We start from the raw sequence: 15,815 nt of genomic DNA on the forward strand, positions 1-15,815 counted from the left end.
GGATCGTATGCGCATCTGCGGCATCAAGTTGACACATGACGGGGCAATTGCTGTCGTCGAGGACGGGCGGCTTGTCTTTTGCACCGAGCAAGAGAAGCTCGGCAACAGTCCGCGCTATCAATCCGTCGAGAATCTCGATGCAGTCGTGCTCGCCTTGGCGGATCATGGCCTGGATCCGCGGGATATCGATCAGTTCGTGATCGACGGCTGGGATGGGGAGATTGAGTCGCAGTTCCAGGTCCTAAGTGGCGCTGTGCCGATCGCGCTGAAAGGGGCGCCATATGTCGAGCGCCATGCTGAGGGCCTTCTTGATTCCGTCGACGGCTTTGGCCTGATCCTCGGAGGCAAGGTGTTTCCATATAAGAGCTACCCGCACGTCACGGGCCACGTCGCGTCGGCATATAGCACCAGTCCCTTTGCCAGCGCGGGAAAACCCGCGTTCTGTCTGGTATGGGACGGCTGCATCTTTCCACGTCTTTACTATGTGGAACCTCGGGGGGCACGGCTGATTGCATCCCTGTTTCCGATGATTGGCCATGCCTATGCTGCCGCGGGCCTTCATTTCGGCCCTTACAGGCAGCCGAACCGCTCCAGTTGGGATTTGGGCATCGCCGGCAAGCTGATGGCTTACATCGCGCTTGGCTCTGTCGACGAAAGCATCGTGGCAGTGTTTCAGGAGCTCTATGAAAAGCGCTTCGCCGCTGACACGGAGCAGGCTCGTCGCTACCGCGCTGACATCAACAATGCAGAATCGTCGCTTGCAGCTATGCACGACTTCTTCGAGGCAAGCGCATTGCGCCTGACAGCCAAGCGAGCGGAGGACGTCCTTGCGTCGTTTCATGTGTTCGTGGAACGTCTTCTTGTCAAGGAAACTGCGATGGTTCTGCTGCGACACTCGTCGCTTCCAGGAGCGCGAAATCTATGTATCGCCGGAGGATGCGGTCTCAACATCAAGTGGAACAGCGCGCTTCGTGCGGCGGGATTGTTCGATGACGTTTGGGTGCCGCCGTTTCCGAATGACAGCGGCTCGGCAATCGGCGCTGCTTGCGGCGCGATGGCGGCGCAAAATGGCTTCGGGCCATTGGAATGGTCAGTCTACAGTGGTCCGGACCTGCAGGACGGCGAGCTTCCGGCGGATTGGGAGGCGGCGCCATGCAGTCTGCGTGAACTTGCGGCGATTCTCGCCGACAACAAGCCGGTCATCTTCCTTTCCGGGCGCGCCGAGCTTGGGCCGCGGGCGTTGGGCGGCAGAAGCATTCTTGCAGCCCCGACCTCCCCGGCAATGAAAGATCATCTCAACGACATTAAGCGTCGCGAGCACTTCCGACCGGTGGCACCGATTTGTCTGGAGGATCGGGCCCCAGAGATTTTCAGCCCAGGTACCCCAGATCCTTACATGCTGTTCGATCACCAGACCCGCGCGGAATGGCGCGACAAGGTGCCCGCTGTCGTCCATCTCGACGGTTCAGCGCGGCTGCAGACAATCTCCCGCAACTCTCCGCACAAAATCGTCGAGCTTCTCGTCGAATTTGAACAACTCACCGGCATTCCGCTGCTCTGCAATACGAGTGCCAACCTCCACGGACGTGGATTCTTCCCGGATGCTGCCGCGGCCTGCCAGTGGGGACGCGTTGAGCATGTGTGGTGCGAGGGCCTGCTCTGGACCAAAACGGTCGTCGAGAAGCCATCGTCTGCTGAACGGCTTCTTTCAGCCTAAGATGAACATGTCCACGGTAGCGATCGACCTTGCCGACGTGAAAAAGTCATTTGGCGACAAGGTCATCGTCAATGAACTATCGTTCTCGGTTGCGCGCGGAGAATGCTTCGGCCTGCTTGGCCCAAATGGAGCTGGCAAGAGCACGATTGCGCGTATGCTCCTCGGCATGATTTCGCCGGACGCAGGCAAGATTACGGTCCTCAATGAGCCTGTGCCTTCCCGCGCTCGTGTGGCGCGTGTGCGCATCGGCGTGGTGCCGCAGTTCGATAACCTTGAACTCGAGTTCACCGTTCGAGAGAACCTGCTCGTGTTTGGTCGCTATTTCGGCATGAGCGCTCGCAAGATCGAGGCGGTCGCGCCATCGCTGCTCGAGTTTGCGCGCCTCGAAAGCAAGGCGGACGTGCGCGTCTCCGAGTTGTCCGGTGGCATGAAACGGCGGCTGACGCTGGCGCGCGCCCTGATTAATGATCCACATCTACTCGTGATGGACGAGCCTACAACTGGTCTTGATCCGCATGCACGCCACCTGATTTGGGAACGCCTGCGAGTTCTGCTTGCGCGTGGCAAGACGATCCTCTTGACCACTCACTTCATGGAAGAGGCCGAACGCCTGTGCGATCGGCTGTGTGTCCTCGAGGGTGGACGCAAGATCGCCGAAGGCAAGCCAGACGGCCTGATCGATGAGCATATTGGCTGCAACGTGGTCGAAATCTATGGCGGTGATCCACATCAGCTCTGCGAGCTGATCAGGCCGCATGCACGGCACATCGAAGTGAGTGGAGAGACGCTCTTTTGTTATGCGCCATATCCGGAGCAGGTACGCGTGATGCTGCGCGGGCGAGCGGGCCTTCGTATTCTGGAGCGTCCCCCGAATCTCGAAGACGTGTTTTTGCGGCTGACCGGGCGCGAGATGGAGAAGTGAGCGATGGGCGAAAGTTATGCGGCGGTGATGCCCGCCAACGCGTACAATTGGATTGCGGTATGGCGTCGGAACTTCCTAGCATGGAAGAAAGTCGCACTTGCATCGATTCTCGGCAACCTCGCAGATCCTTTAACCAATCTGTTTGGCCTCGGATTTGGCCTTGGACTGATCGTGGGGCGCGTTGAGGGGACGTCGTACATCGCGTTCCTGGCGGCAGGCATGGTCGCGACCAGCGCCATGACGTCCGCGACCTTTGAAACCATGTATGCAGCCTTCGCACGCATGGACGCCAAGCGCACTTGGGAAGCAATTCTCTCCACTCAGCTCACGCTTGGCGACATCGTTCTGGGTGAACTGGTGTGGGCGGCCAGTAAGTCCGTTCTGGCCGGAACAGCGATCTGGATCGTCGCTACCACGCTGGGTTATGCGTCATGGCCATCCATTCTGTATGCGATGCCAGCAATCGCCCTTACTGGCCTTGTCTTCGCCAGCATGGCGATGGTCGTCATATCTCTTGCGCCAAGTTACGATTACTTCGTGTTTTACCAGACACTTGTCCTCACTCCTATGGTGTTTTTGTGTGGCGCCGTCTTTCCGACGAGCCAACTGCCCGGCTCATTTCAGCATTTCGCCGGCCTGTTGCCTCTCGCACATTCGGTCGACCTTATTCGCCCAGCGATGCTTGAGCGTGGCGCCGACAGCGCTGCCCTGCACGTAGGTGCGCTCTGCGTTTACGCGGTCTTGCCCTTCTTCGCGTCGACAGCACTATTGCGTCGCCGCCTGCTGCGTTGACGTGAGTTCAGCGAAAATGGAGAAAGTCACATCGATGCAATGTCACGATGCGTTCTGCGGTAGCTCGGGATGACCTGGTCTGTCACAGCAGCTGCTGCAATGGCCTTAAGAGGCCGAGATCGAGCAAGGTCTACGGCCGCCTGTTCGGTCGATCGGTGCGGACGCCAGCACCGTTACTTTCTGAGCGCCTGTCGCTAAGCGCCGAGATGGACTTTGCAAAGTTGTGTTGTGCTGTCTGACCCGCGCAACCGACGGAGCGTGACTGTAAAGATTAGATAAGCTGGGACGCAGTTGGCGTTCTCGGCATGATCATATGGAGAATGGGATGTTGTGCCTGGGAGTGAGTGGCGGACTTGACAGAATCTATGAAAGCTCGCCGGAGCTGCCGAATACATTTCTCCACGATGGCGCTGCGGTTCTTGTGCAGGATGGCCGCGTGATTGCTGCTGTCGAAGAGGAGCGCCTCAACCGCGTCAAGCACTCCAACAAGTTCCCGAGCAATTCGATTCGATACTGCCTTTCTACCGCAGGAGTTGAGCTCGGCGAGATCGACCGTATCGCGTTCTACGCGACTGAAGCCTACTGCAATACCATGCTCGAGCGTCTTTCCGTTTCTCAGCCCGTTCCGTTGGACGCCAAACTGTTGCTGCGCCAGCTGCTGGCACGGGAGTTCGGCGCTGAGATCGATCCGTCGCGGCTTTCCTTCGTGAATCACCACGAAGCGCATGCCGTGAGCGCGTTTGCCATGTCCGGCTTCGAGCAAAGTCTCGTTTTTGCGATCGACGGCGGTGGGGATTTTCTCTCCGGCTTATTGGCGGTGGGGTCTGGCACCGAAATTGCGCAACTTGCAAGCTTCCCGGAACATAACTCCCTGGGGCTGTTCTATCTCGAGACGATCCGATATCTCGGCTACGGGTTGTTCGACGAGTACAAAGTGATGGGACTTGCCCCGTATGGTGATCCCGCTCCCTATCGCGAGCTCTTCGCGCAGTTCTACGAGTTGTTGGAAAACGGTGGCTATCGCGTTCACCTGGATCGGATCGGTCCCGCCCTGGTCCGCAAGATCGAGGTTCGGCGAAAAGGAATGCCATTCACCCAACAGCATCGAGATGTCAGCGCTTCGCTGCAGGAGGCGCTGGAGCGGATCGTGTTTCACATCCTGCGGCACCATCGTGAAGCGACGGGCATGACACGCTTGTGCTTGGCTGGGGGAGTAGCCCATAATTGCACGCTGAACGGTAAGCTGCTATATTCCGGGCTATTTGACGACATCTTTGTTCAACCCGCGGCGCACGACGCCGGTTGCGCGCTCGGCGCTGCGTTGATGGTGTCAAACGAGCTGGGCAGGCCGGCGCCGCGGGAGCGACTGCCGGACGTTTATTGGGGGCCCGATCTCGGCAACGAGCAAGCCGTAGAGCATGAGCTCAACGCATGGTCAGGCCACCTCGACATTGAACGAAGTGATGACATAGCATCCAGTGCGGCAGACTGGATGGCAAATGGCGCTGTAATCGGCTGGGTTCAGGGCCGCTCTGAGTTCGGTCCACGTGCGCTTGGTAACCGCAGCATTCTTGCGGACCCGCGGCCTGCGGAAAACAAGGACCGCATCAACGCGATGGTCAAGAAGCGCGAGGGCTATCGCCCCTTTGCGCCATCTGTACTGGAGGAGGATGCGAGCGAGTTCTTTGAGCTCCCAGACGGCACCCGGCAGCTCCCCTTCATGAACTTCGTGGTTCGTGTGCGTGAAGCCAAGCGTAACGTGCTCGGTGCGATCACACACGTTGATGGGACCGCTCGGCTGCAGACAGTATCGCGCAAGGCAAACCCCACCTATTGGGATGTAATTGATGCGTTCAAGAGGCGAACGGGCATTCCAGTCCTTCTGAATACCTCATTTAACAACAATGCCGAGCCGATCGTGGAGTCCGTGTCAGATGCGATCACCACGTTCTTGACGACTGACCTGGACGGACTTGTTGTTGGGCCGTTCCTTGTCAGAAAGCGGCCAGCATCACTGCAGGATTGGAGTGCACTGGGCGTTTCATTGCCGCCGTATGCATCCCTTCATCGTGTTCGCTCCCACACATCGCCAGATCGTCAGGAAACGGTCTGCGAGATCCGCACGGGACATTCCGCCCACGATAGTATGCGTATCTCACATGAGCTTTTCGAGATCTTGATGCGGATCGAGGGCGAGGCGTCGCTCGGCTGGCTTCTCGACGCAACCATGCAGGACCGGGCCAAGCGTGAAGATCTCGTGAAGGAACTGCGGCTCGTGTGGGAGCTGCGGGGCGTTCGGCTGCATCCGCCGCGCGCGGCTTGCGGCTGCAATAAAGTGCAAAGCGAAACATAGCCGGAACTCATGAGCATGGCCATGCCTATGCCTGCATGTGAGGAGGCCAGGCCATCCGACGCACGGGGGGCATGGGGCATCCAACTGAAATCGGGCACGTCGACGCAACACCGTTCAAGAAAAGACGGGAAAGTGTTGCGAGAACGCGGCCCATCACGGATAGCGCTGCTATGAAGTTCTACCGACGCAGCTCGCCGGCACCGCGATTTCAGACCATGACGTCGGACAAGATGATACGCGAGATGTCTGCAATGACATCTCTTGTCCAACCAGGAGCCCGGGAAGAGGCAATGCAGAGCGGTTCGAAGAATGATAGGTTCGTAGTTTCCCGGCGACGCACGGGGTTCGGCGACTGCCTGTGGTCGCTGGCGGCAGCTTGGCGTTTTGCAAAGCAGACAGGACGGACGCTGGCCATCGATTGGCGGGGATCTTGTTATCTCGATGAGCCATCCACCAACGCCTTTCCGGTCTTCTTCGAACCGGTTCAAGACATTGCTGGCGTGCGGGTGATATGCGACGACAAGATCAATCAGTGTTCATTTCCGGGACCATTCTTCCCGACATGGTGGAACAAACCATCCATCGATTGCGTCTATCGCCCGGACGAGCAGATTTTCCGGGAGCGCGACGAACTCGATCAACTGTTCCAGAGTCACAAAGATAGTGACGCTAACACGGTTGTGTGTGATGCGTGCCTGATGTGGCGCTGCGATCAGGAGGCCGAACGAGAAATCTTTCGGAGCATCAAGCCACGACCTGAAATTCTGGCTCGGATTGACGCTATCTACCAGGAGCACTTTGAGCCGTACTGCGTAACCGGCATTCATGTCCGGCATGGCAACGGCGAGGACATTATGGGGCATGCTCCCTACTGGGCTGACCCGGAGCGGGCTTTGCGACAGGTCTGTAATGCCATTGATAAGGCCAGGGTGTTACCCCACGCTAAACCCATGAGGGCTTTCCTGTGCACGGACAGCGCGCTCGTCCTTGAGAAGGTTTCGGCTATATTTCCTGATGTTTTCACGATCCCAAAACGGTTCCAGGCACCTCGGGCCGGCCCATTGCACAACGCCGCGCTCGGAGCCGAGGGCGGCTTTTCGGCCCTCATCGATATGTATCTCCTTGCGCGCTGCGACACCGTGATCCGTTTTCCCCCGACAAGCGCCTTCACGCGCTATGCGCGTCTCTTTGCCCCACGCGTGATAGAATTCGATTTGAACGATCCGAGCCGATTGATCCTGATTGAAGAATCCTCGCAAGAGCTGGCTTCATGAAATTCGTAGCCGGCCTGATCGATCTGATTGCCGCTTTTTGCATCCAGCAATATTGGCAGATCGTTTCGGGGCGGCAATTGCCTGCCCGAAGTAATGCTCTGTCGCGAACTTCGACCGGAGAACAGAGCCACGCGGGGTCCGAATGTGTTCCGCTGAAGCTCGACGTCGACAACAATGACCTTACGTGCTGCCACCGCGGTAAACAGGTGTAACACGTCTTCGTCTTCGCCTCGGGGGGCCGCAAGTCGAAGCTAATCGGTGGTCGATCGCGGATGAACATATCGAAAGGGTCTCCGTTCAGCCGGCGAGTTCCGTCTTGGCGGTCGGTGCTCGCTGGTGCGAACGGGCGCTCTCGAGATCCACTATTTTGAAAAAACCTTCAGTACGCCAGGTCGTGGTCCGGGAATCAATCCGCCCGGCGATGTGCCAGTGCTGGACATAGCAGAGCGGGGCGCGATGAAGTCGGCGTCAGCTGCCGGCGAATCTAACGTACGAAGCTGGTAACGTCAGCTTTCGAGTTGAAGCGGCTACTGGCGGCGGCCGCTATCCTGATCGATCGTTGCCTCGACGAGAGGCGCTGGCCATGTTTTTGGCTCTTCCGGTTGTGCGATCAGGAAAGAGAGCGCGGCTCGTAGCTTTGTCTTGACGCAGGCGAGTGTGCTCGCGACATTACGTAGCTGATGCACCATCGCTGTCACAAAGCACACGCACCGTGTCTTGAGCCCGCCAAACATCCCGCGTGCGCGACACTAGGACGCAAAACGAGAGCGGATTTACATGCATCGCAGTGGCCCAAATCCTGCTACGCGTGCTGCGCGCATCAGGAGAGGAGGCCGGCGTGGGTCTGGATCTACCAAATGACGATCTAATCAGAGGCCCGCTGCCCGAAACACATTTAGCTTGCCCCTTTCAGGCCGACAAAGCCCGTGTTCATGGCGGAGAACAGAAGGCGATGTTGCTCACCGGAGCCTCGCGCGGAATTGGTCATGCCACTGCCAAGCTGTTCTCGGAGGCGGGCTGGCGCATCATTTCTTGCGCGCGTCAGCCGTTCGACGGCGAACGATGCCCCTGGCCGGCAGGGAACGAGGATCATGTCCAGATCGACCTCAGCAATCATCGAATGCTGCCGCGCGCGATCACTGAGGTCAAGAAACGATTGGCCGGTGCACCTTTGCACGCGCTAGTGAACAATGCCGGTGTCTCGCCGAAAACGCCCGCTGGCGATCGGATGACGTCGTTGACGACGTCAGTCGAGACTTGGATGAGCGTGTTCCATCTCAATCTGGTGGCCCCGATCCTGCTGGCGCAGGGTTTGTTTGACGAGCTAAGAGCCGCGTCAGGGTCGATCGTGAATGTGACTTCGATTGCGGGCTCGCGGGTGCACCCGTTTGCGGGCAGCGCCTATGCCACGTCGAAAGCTGCGCTCGCGAGCCTCACACGCGAAATGGCCCACGATTATGCGCCGCATGGCATTCGCGTGAATGCGATCGCGCCCGGCGAAATCAGGACGGACATGTTATCGCCCGACACAGAAGCGCGTCTCGTGCCAAGTATCCCGCTGCGCAGAGTGGGAACCCCGGATGAAGTGGCCAAGGTCATCTTTTTCCTGTGCTCGGATGCCGCGAGCTATGTCACAGGGGCCGAGGTGCCAATCAATGGTGGGCAACATCTGTGAATCGGCCCGCCTTGGCGACACAGCTGACTTGAGCTGCAACAGCGGGACGTATGTTCTTCGCTGACGACGCGCACGCAATCCGTAAAAATGCAATGAAGGCACACTGTAAGTTTACTGTCGTGCCATGAAAAGATGTCACGGTTCTATGTCATCTCGTCAACACCGGCGTTAGATCGAGAGTGACATGCAAAACGAAGCTCGCCAACCAGGACAAAGTACCGGGGAGGATGATCAAGAGAACGGAGGCCGCCTCATGCTGGATATACCTTCCTCACGTGAAAGACCTGCCTCGCAATCTGAGCCGGAGGGTAAGCTCTCGGGGGAGCCGTTGCGTGAGAGCGCGCTGACCGGCATCTTCGAAATATCGAAAATACTCACCGCTCCTTGTCGGCTCGAAGTCACGTTGGCCAACGTTGTTGGTCTTCTGCAATCGTTTGTGCAGATGCGACACGGCATCGTCTCACTGTTCGACGACGACGGCATGCCGGACATTACAGTGGGCGCCGGCTGGAGCGAAGGCAGCGACGAACGTTACCGAATGCGACTGCCGCGGAAGGCAATCGACCAGATCATCGCGACGGACAGGCCTCTTGTCGTCGAAAACGTGGCCGCCGAGCCGGTATTCAGCGCTACCGACCAGGAAGTGCTCGGCGCCTCTGATGATATGCCAGTGTCGTTCATCGGGGTTCCGATTCGTATTGATCCGAAGGTCGTGGGTACGCTGACGGTCGACCGTATCCGGGACGATACGTCGAGTCTCGGGCTCGAGTACGATGCGCGACTGCTCGCCATGATCGCCAACCTGGTGGGACAAACAGTGAAGTTACATCGCTTGTTCGCCTGCGATCGCGAACGACTGATGGCGGAGAAAGACCGGCTACAAAAGCAAGTACTAGAATTTAGGCCACCCGCTCGGGAGCGCAAGAAGCTACACGCCCATGGGATCATTGGCGACAGTCCGGCGTTGCGCGGGCTGCTCGATAAGATTGCGGTCGTAGCCAGATCTAACAGCACGGTTCTGCTGCGTGGCGAATCCGGTACCGGAAAGGAACTCGTGGCCAAGGCCATTCACGAATCATCGTCCCGCGCCAGGCGCCCGTTCGTTAAGCTGAATTGCGCGGCGCTTCCTGAGACCGTCCTGGAATCTGAATTATTCGGACATGAGAAAGGCGCCTTTACCGGTGCGTTCAGCGCGCGCAAGGGGCGCTTCGAACTTGCTGACAAAGGAACGCTGTTTCTTGACGAGATCGGCGAGATCTCAGCTCCGTTCCAGGCGAAGTTGTTGCGCGTTCTGCAAGAGCAGGAGTTCGAGCGCGTCGGCAGCAACCAGACTCTTAAGGTCGATGTTCGAGTGATAGCTGCGACCAACAAGAACCTTGAAGAGGCTGTCACAAGGAGCGAGTTCCGCGCGGACCTTTACTATCGCATCAGCGTAGTTCCCTTACTGTTGCCGCCGCTGCGCGAAAGACGCAGTGATATTCCGCTGCTTGCCAGGGAGTTCCTCAGAAATTTCAATAACGAGAACGGCCGTACTCTGACGTTGGAGGCGAGTGCGATCGATGTACTGATGAACTGTGGATTTCCGGGGAATGTCCGCGAACTCGAAAATTGCATCGAGCGGACAGCGACGCTGTGCGCCGGATCATCGATCGTGAGAAGTGACTTTGCATGCTGTCACGGCCAGTGCCTTTCCGCGATGCTGTGGAAAGGCACGTCGGACGAGAGACCAGCCCAGCCCGCACCCTTGCCACAGGTGCCCGCAAAGTCCACGATTCCGCTAGCTGAAGCGACCCAGCCGCTCCAGTCTGTCTGCGGCGAACTGGCCTCACTGGGGCCTCCCGGCACAGTTCTCGTTAGTGGCGCGAAAATGGCCGATCGCGAACGGGTCATTGCGGCCATGGAAAAATCTGGCTGGGTGCAGGCAAAAGCAGCCCGCCTGCTCGGACTAACGCCGCGCCAGATTGGCTACGCGCTGAGGAAATATGGAATCGAGATAAAGCGGTTCTGAACGACGACAACGGTCAGAACCGCTACCGCCAAATAGCTATATGGCGACGATCTCCGATGGGCATCTCATCGCAATCTAGGGAATGGGTCCGCCCTCGGGGACGACTTAGCCCCGAGCGAAATCACCGCGGCCGCTTGCGGGACTGCTGTCGAAAGGCGGGCTCACCTGGTTCGATGAGAGAGGACTTGCGCGCCATGACATATTGAGCGTCACCTGCGAGCTCGCAATCGCGCACAGTCGGTTGCTGAACATCTAATTAAGCGTCATGCCTTCCGTCGATCAAGCTCTGACTAGTGAGCGGCAATGCTCATGGAACGTCAACCGGTCGGCGGCCCGCTGGTGATTGGCGGCGGTAACCTGTCGCAAGTCGTCCTCGCCTCACTCAGCTGGCGTGCCCTGCGGAACAGCGCTGTCGCAGTCCTGACTATGTTAGCATTCGTTCGTCGGGAAGCGGGCTAGAGGGGCGCATCACCCGGTCTAAGCCTCTGTGATGGCAAGCCGATTCCAAAAGGGCGGGCGATGGTACAACACTTGCTGTGCTCTCCGCAGCTGTCGCAGCTTTTGGAGCAACACCGTGCACAACGTCGTCTGCATTAAACAGGTTCCGGACTCGGCGCAGATCCGCGTGCACCCGGTGACCAATACCATCATGCGTCAGGGAGTGCCGACCATCATCAACCCATACGACCTCTTCGCGCTCGAGGCCGCGCTGGAGCTGCGCGATCGGTTCGGCGGCGAAATTACTGTGCTTACAATGGGGCCGCCATCGGCGGAAGATTCTTTGCGAAAGGCGCTGACTTATGGCGCCGATCGCGCCGTCCTACTCACCGATCGCTGCTTTGCGGGCTCCGACACCCTGGCCACAACGTACGCACTTGCAACAGCCATCCGAAAAATAGCTAAGGAATATGGTCCGACAAACCTCATCTTCACGGGAAAGCAGACCATCGACGGCGATACGGCGCAGGTCGGGCCCGGCATCGCAAAGCGGCTGGGCGTACTGCAGCTAACCTACGTTGCGAAAGTCAGATCCTTAGATCTCGCCGCCCACACAATTGAAGCGGAACGACGCTCCGAAGGTGGTGTCCAGGTGCTGCACACGAGGCTGCCCTGTCTGATCACCATGCTGGAGGCAACGAATCAGATTCGGCGCGGCGCGATGGCGGATGCCTTGCGTGCCGCGCGTGCCCAAATCGTGAAATGGAGCGCGAACGATGCCGGTATCGAAGACGTCTCCAAATGCGGCCTCAAGGGATCGCCGACCGTCGTCAAGCGAGTATTCGCTCCCTCTGCGCGGGCTGAAAAGGCGGCGCTGGTCGAGGCCGCCGAACAACCGGCGCAGGCGTTGATAGACGCGATTTTCAAGCATCAACCGAAGCTCGAAGCCGATCTTGCGGCACTTGTCCGTGACGTTTGATCTGGAGAGTCCTCATCGAAATGGTTCAAGGATGTCTCGACACCGAGAGGCACCCGCGTCCAGTGAGCGCGCAAAGATCCAGCTAGATCTCCCCGCGACCAGTGCATTCTGGTCCATGGCGTTCTTCGATTGCTCGCGAGCACCTGGGACCGCATGTTCGGTAGACCATGTTATGGCCTCGATCGATGCCCGGAGTTGACCGCGATTGTCAGGCGCATCGACAAAGGGCTGCGCATGCGTCCAGATCCCACTATATGGTCGTGTTCGACGGCGTTGAGGCGACCGCTTCTCGCGTAGTTGTCACGAGCGAAGACGGATTACGTCAGCGAGCGGGATCACCATGCTGGCGCACGAACGCCCAAAGCGCTGTCGCGCTGTTCCGGGCGCGAAGCCCACCTATGTGGTACCTTTGGACCAATCTCCGCGATTCAAAAGCCCTATACCCGTTGTGAGTGGCGGCTGGCTCTTCGCCGTCTGGTGCCCGACGGCCGTGCAAGCGCTGTCAGGTTCCGTACACTGCAATGAGCCGTCGGTCGCGAGCGTTTTGCCAATGTATTCAGAATCTGTGGAGTGAGTGCACGAGTTGGCACGGTGATTGCTGTAAACGTGCAGGAAGACAGCGTGGTGGCGCACGCGAACGCGAAACATAGCGGCGGTCTCTTTGAGAAGCTCGTGCCGGCCAGCAGCCGGCATTTCGCGCAGTTTGCGGCCGAGACCCCAAGAGCCAGGTAGATGCGGATAGTCTTGCAATGCTGCACGATGCTCACATCGGTTCGATCAACTTGCAGGAGCAGCAACCGCGAGAGCCTGCGGGGCGCAATAACTCACCATGACTCTGCAAGCGTATGCTGGCCGTGCCGGAAATTCGCAGCATCGGACCTTTCATCAACCGGAATCCGTCTGGATCACCGTCGCTAAGTTGATCTACGCGTTCATTCGATGCGGGTGAGTAGCACTGAGCATACCGCTGTCTGCTACCGCGATGGTGGCCACCAAGAATTTCGCCTGGATGGTAAACGCGATCACAAAGCTCATCGAAACGAACGAACTCGCGGTAGCCAGTTGGCCCCGATACGAAGTTGCTCCGTCAAAGGCCGTTCTCTCCTCATCGCCAGGGATCCAAATGACATCTCAAGCGTCTCGATTTACACCAGATCAGCCTCCGCAGATATGCTGCGAGTATTTGACTGAGCGATCGCGAGCCCTGTTCGGCCCGCACCCGTTCGCTGCGGAGATGTCCGAGGATCAGGTCCATAGCCTGCTGCCTGAATATCTGGCGATGTCACAGGCGTTCCCGTACCTGCAGGCGGGGTCGCAACGGGATCTTATTTTCGATGCAATGGATCACAACCGAGATCTCCCGAGGGACATTGAACTGACCAGCGTGGTCGCAAATTTCATCTGTTGGGATGAGACGGGCGGTTATGGCCAAATTGTCGAGGGCGGCAAGGCGGCGCTACCCGATATTCTGGTGACTGAGAACTTCCACTCGAACCTGTTTAGAAAGGATGCGTCGCAACTACTCGGCAGAGCAATACGGCCCAACTACAGCGCCACGACGAAGCGGTACCTGCACTCTCTCTACGCTGGATTGTCATCAAATGATCCCTTAGTGCGTTGCGCCTACATGGTCGCTTTTGAGCTACATGCTGCGGACATGATCCAGTCGCTATGGACCACTCTGGTCAAAACGTTTAAGGCGCGGCCTGACGATCTTGAATACTTCCGCAGCCATGTCGGCGGAGAAGATCCCGCGGAGAAGTATCACGGAGAAATGACAAGCCGGCTGATTGGCGAACTTGTCCCGGCTGACCGTAATGATCGCTTTTTGGATGAATTCGATCTAGCCTATCGGCTCAACGTACAGTGGTGCCGCGATCTGCTCCGAATTGTCTCACTGAAGGCAGATGAGCACTCGGAGATCGAACACCATGGCCGTTGTCATTGTGGTTCTGTCAAGTTCTACGTCAAAGCACCGCGAGATCTCTCTGCAGTTCGATGCAATTGCTCAATCTGCCAAATGTCTGGATTTCTGCACTTGCTCGTACCTCGCAATAAGGTTGGCATTGAGTGCGGCGAAGAATTCCTCACGGCGTATCAGTTCAACAAGAACATCGCCCGGCACACGTTTTGCCGGATTTGTGGCGTAAAGCCATTCTATAGGCCGCGGTCGAACCCCTCCGGATTCAGCGTAAATATTCGATGCCTGGACAACAGGACTATCGAACGCATAAGAATAAGCGAGTTCGATGGCGAGCATTGGGACCAAGCATTCCGCTCGATGCACCAGGACCTGGAGTCCTGCGTCGAAGATAAAACCCAGGAGTGAACTCGATGGCGCGCGCAATGAATCATGAATCCCGTCTGCTTTCAGAAGAAGCTTTGACAAAATACCGCATAGAGCTGTTGGTGAAGGGGACGGTCGTGATCGGCCCCCAGATATTGTTCACCCAAGATGACTTGGCGAAGATCGATCAGCTGCAGGCTGAAATTCCCGAAGAAGAAGTGAGGGAGGGAGATGCCGGCGACTCGCACAATGTTTTCGTCAAACGCGTGAGGGTAGACCCACCCGGCCGCGCTCCTAGCGACGCGAGTGGTGCAGCTCCGGGGCAGATCATGGAGCTACTTGAAAGGAAAGACCGCAGCTTCGCGCTAAGAAAGATTTTGGGAGCCGCGTCAGATTACGTGATTCGCCGATGCCAAATGCATCGGATGCCCCCTGATTCCTTTGTTGGCATTCATCTGGATGCTGCGAGCGACCCGGATTTCGAGTACTCGGTGATTGTGCAGCTGGCGAGGGACTTCGAGGGGGGTGAATTCGTGGTATATCCAAGCCGGTACGAACACCAGATATTCCGACCGCCATTTGGCGCCGTGCTTGTCACCACATGTAAGCTCCGGCACGAGGTGAAGCCTGTGCTGTCCGGCGAGCGCCGATCGCTGGTCTATTTCTGTTCAAAACGCAGCGGCGCGAACCGCCGTATCATCGAAAGCTCTACCGCTGGCCTATGAGGTGGGGTGGCTGAAAATGGCTTTCGAATGGATTGGGTAAAGGGTGAGCTCTCAGGAGAGGGTGGCAGCTTGGCCGTGTTCAACCTGCGCAAGCCCAGCTGCTGCGCTGGATGCCGAGCCAGACCGAGTGCAAACCTTCCAGCAGATCGTCAATATCGGGACGGCAACGATACCGCCAACTTCCTGTTCGTGCCTGTGAACGATGCTGGCGTTACTGGCGGCCGCGCCCACTGGCCGCTTCTGCTGGTTGATCGGCGCGCGCCTACCGCGCCGGTTGCCTATCACGATGACTCCGCCGGGTCTTCCAACAGTACGTTGCAGAACAGCTCGCAGCTCGTCTGGGCTCCAGCCTGAAAGCGGCCCGCATGGCCCGGCAGCGAAACGGCCATAATTGCGGAGTCTACGTGGTAACGCGACGCGAGCGCTGATTGCACGATTGCGCAGGGCGAGCGGCCAGACAATGAGCCGCTGCACCTCGAGCACCTCATCGCCGATCGGCCAGCACTTCAGGAGCAAGGGTGGTCGCGATTAGGGCTGACAGAGCTCGAGCGAGACGAGGCAGACAATCACGTCGCGTAGTCAGGTACCGCGCGCGAGCGAAAGCAGGGACAAGTTCGGATGAGTTGAGCGGTTGAAGATATAGTC

The 15,815-nt window shown here is 58.1% G+C and carries 11 protein-coding genes; all 11 read left to right on the forward strand.

Going from position 1 to position 15,815, the window contains the following annotated elements; translation table 11 throughout:
• Positions 1-7 precede the first annotated feature (7 nt).
• Entirely contained in the window at positions 8-1,717 is a 1,710-nt protein-coding gene (gene nodU, locus GA0061098_RS39130) for a nodulation protein NodU (protein ID WP_091966820.1), read from the forward strand.
• Position 1,718: 1 nt separating this feature from the next.
• A complete protein-coding gene (gene nodI / locus GA0061098_RS39135) occupies positions 1,719-2,639 on the forward strand; it encodes a nodulation factor ABC transporter ATP-binding protein NodI (protein ID WP_091966822.1) in 921 nt (306 codons plus the stop codon).
• A gap of 3 nt (positions 2,640-2,642) precedes the next feature.
• Positions 2,643-3,431 carry an ABC transporter permease gene (locus GA0061098_RS39140; RefSeq protein WP_091966824.1) on the forward strand — a complete coding sequence of 263 codons (789 nt, stop codon included), beginning with the start codon at positions 2,643-2,645 and terminating at the stop codon, positions 3,429-3,431.
• A 325-nt stretch (positions 3,432-3,756) separates the two neighbouring features.
• Positions 3,757-5,784 (forward strand): carbamoyltransferase family protein, encoded by a 2,028-nt coding sequence (locus GA0061098_RS39145; protein WP_091966870.1) that lies wholly within the window; start codon positions 3,757-3,759, stop codon positions 5,782-5,784.
• Positions 5,785-5,954: 170 nt separating this feature from the next.
• The gene (locus tag GA0061098_RS39150; protein WP_091966826.1) at positions 5,955-7,058 is read left to right on the forward strand and encodes a nodulation protein NodZ; all 1,104 of its coding nucleotides are present in this window, start codon (positions 5,955-5,957) and stop codon (positions 7,056-7,058) included.
• Positions 7,055-7,270, forward strand: coding sequence for a hypothetical protein (locus GA0061098_RS39155; RefSeq protein ID WP_091966831.1), 216 nt, complete (start codon positions 7,055-7,057; stop codon positions 7,268-7,270). The genes GA0061098_RS39150 and GA0061098_RS39155 overlap by 4 nt, the downstream gene beginning before the upstream one ends.
• Before the next feature lie 626 nt (positions 7,271-7,896).
• Entirely contained in the window at positions 7,897-8,733 is an 837-nt protein-coding gene (locus tag GA0061098_RS39160; protein WP_091966872.1) for an SDR family NAD(P)-dependent oxidoreductase, read from the forward strand.
• A gap of 184 nt (positions 8,734-8,917) precedes the next feature.
• Positions 8,918-10,741, forward strand: a complete 1,824-nt coding sequence (nifA, locus tag GA0061098_RS39165) for a nif-specific transcriptional activator NifA (protein WP_091966833.1) — start codon at positions 8,918-8,920, stop codon at positions 10,739-10,741.
• A 574-nt stretch (positions 10,742-11,315) separates the two neighbouring features.
• Positions 11,316-12,158, forward strand: coding sequence for an electron transfer flavoprotein subunit beta/FixA family protein (locus GA0061098_RS39170; protein ID WP_091966835.1), 843 nt, complete (start codon positions 11,316-11,318; stop codon positions 12,156-12,158).
• 982 nt (positions 12,159-13,140) lie between these two features.
• Positions 13,141-14,487, forward strand: coding sequence for a GFA family protein (locus tag GA0061098_RS39175; protein ID WP_245323901.1), 1,347 nt, complete (start codon positions 13,141-13,143; stop codon positions 14,485-14,487).
• Positions 14,488-14,492: 5 nt separating this feature from the next.
• Entirely contained in the window at positions 14,493-15,170 is a 678-nt protein-coding gene (locus tag GA0061098_RS39180) for a 2OG-Fe(II) oxygenase (protein ID WP_091966836.1), read from the forward strand.
• The last annotated feature ends 645 nt before the right edge of the window (positions 15,171-15,815 follow it).

This window comes from Bradyrhizobium shewense, assembly GCF_900094605.1.
GTDB lineage: Bacteria > Pseudomonadota > Alphaproteobacteria > Rhizobiales > Xanthobacteraceae > Bradyrhizobium > Bradyrhizobium shewense.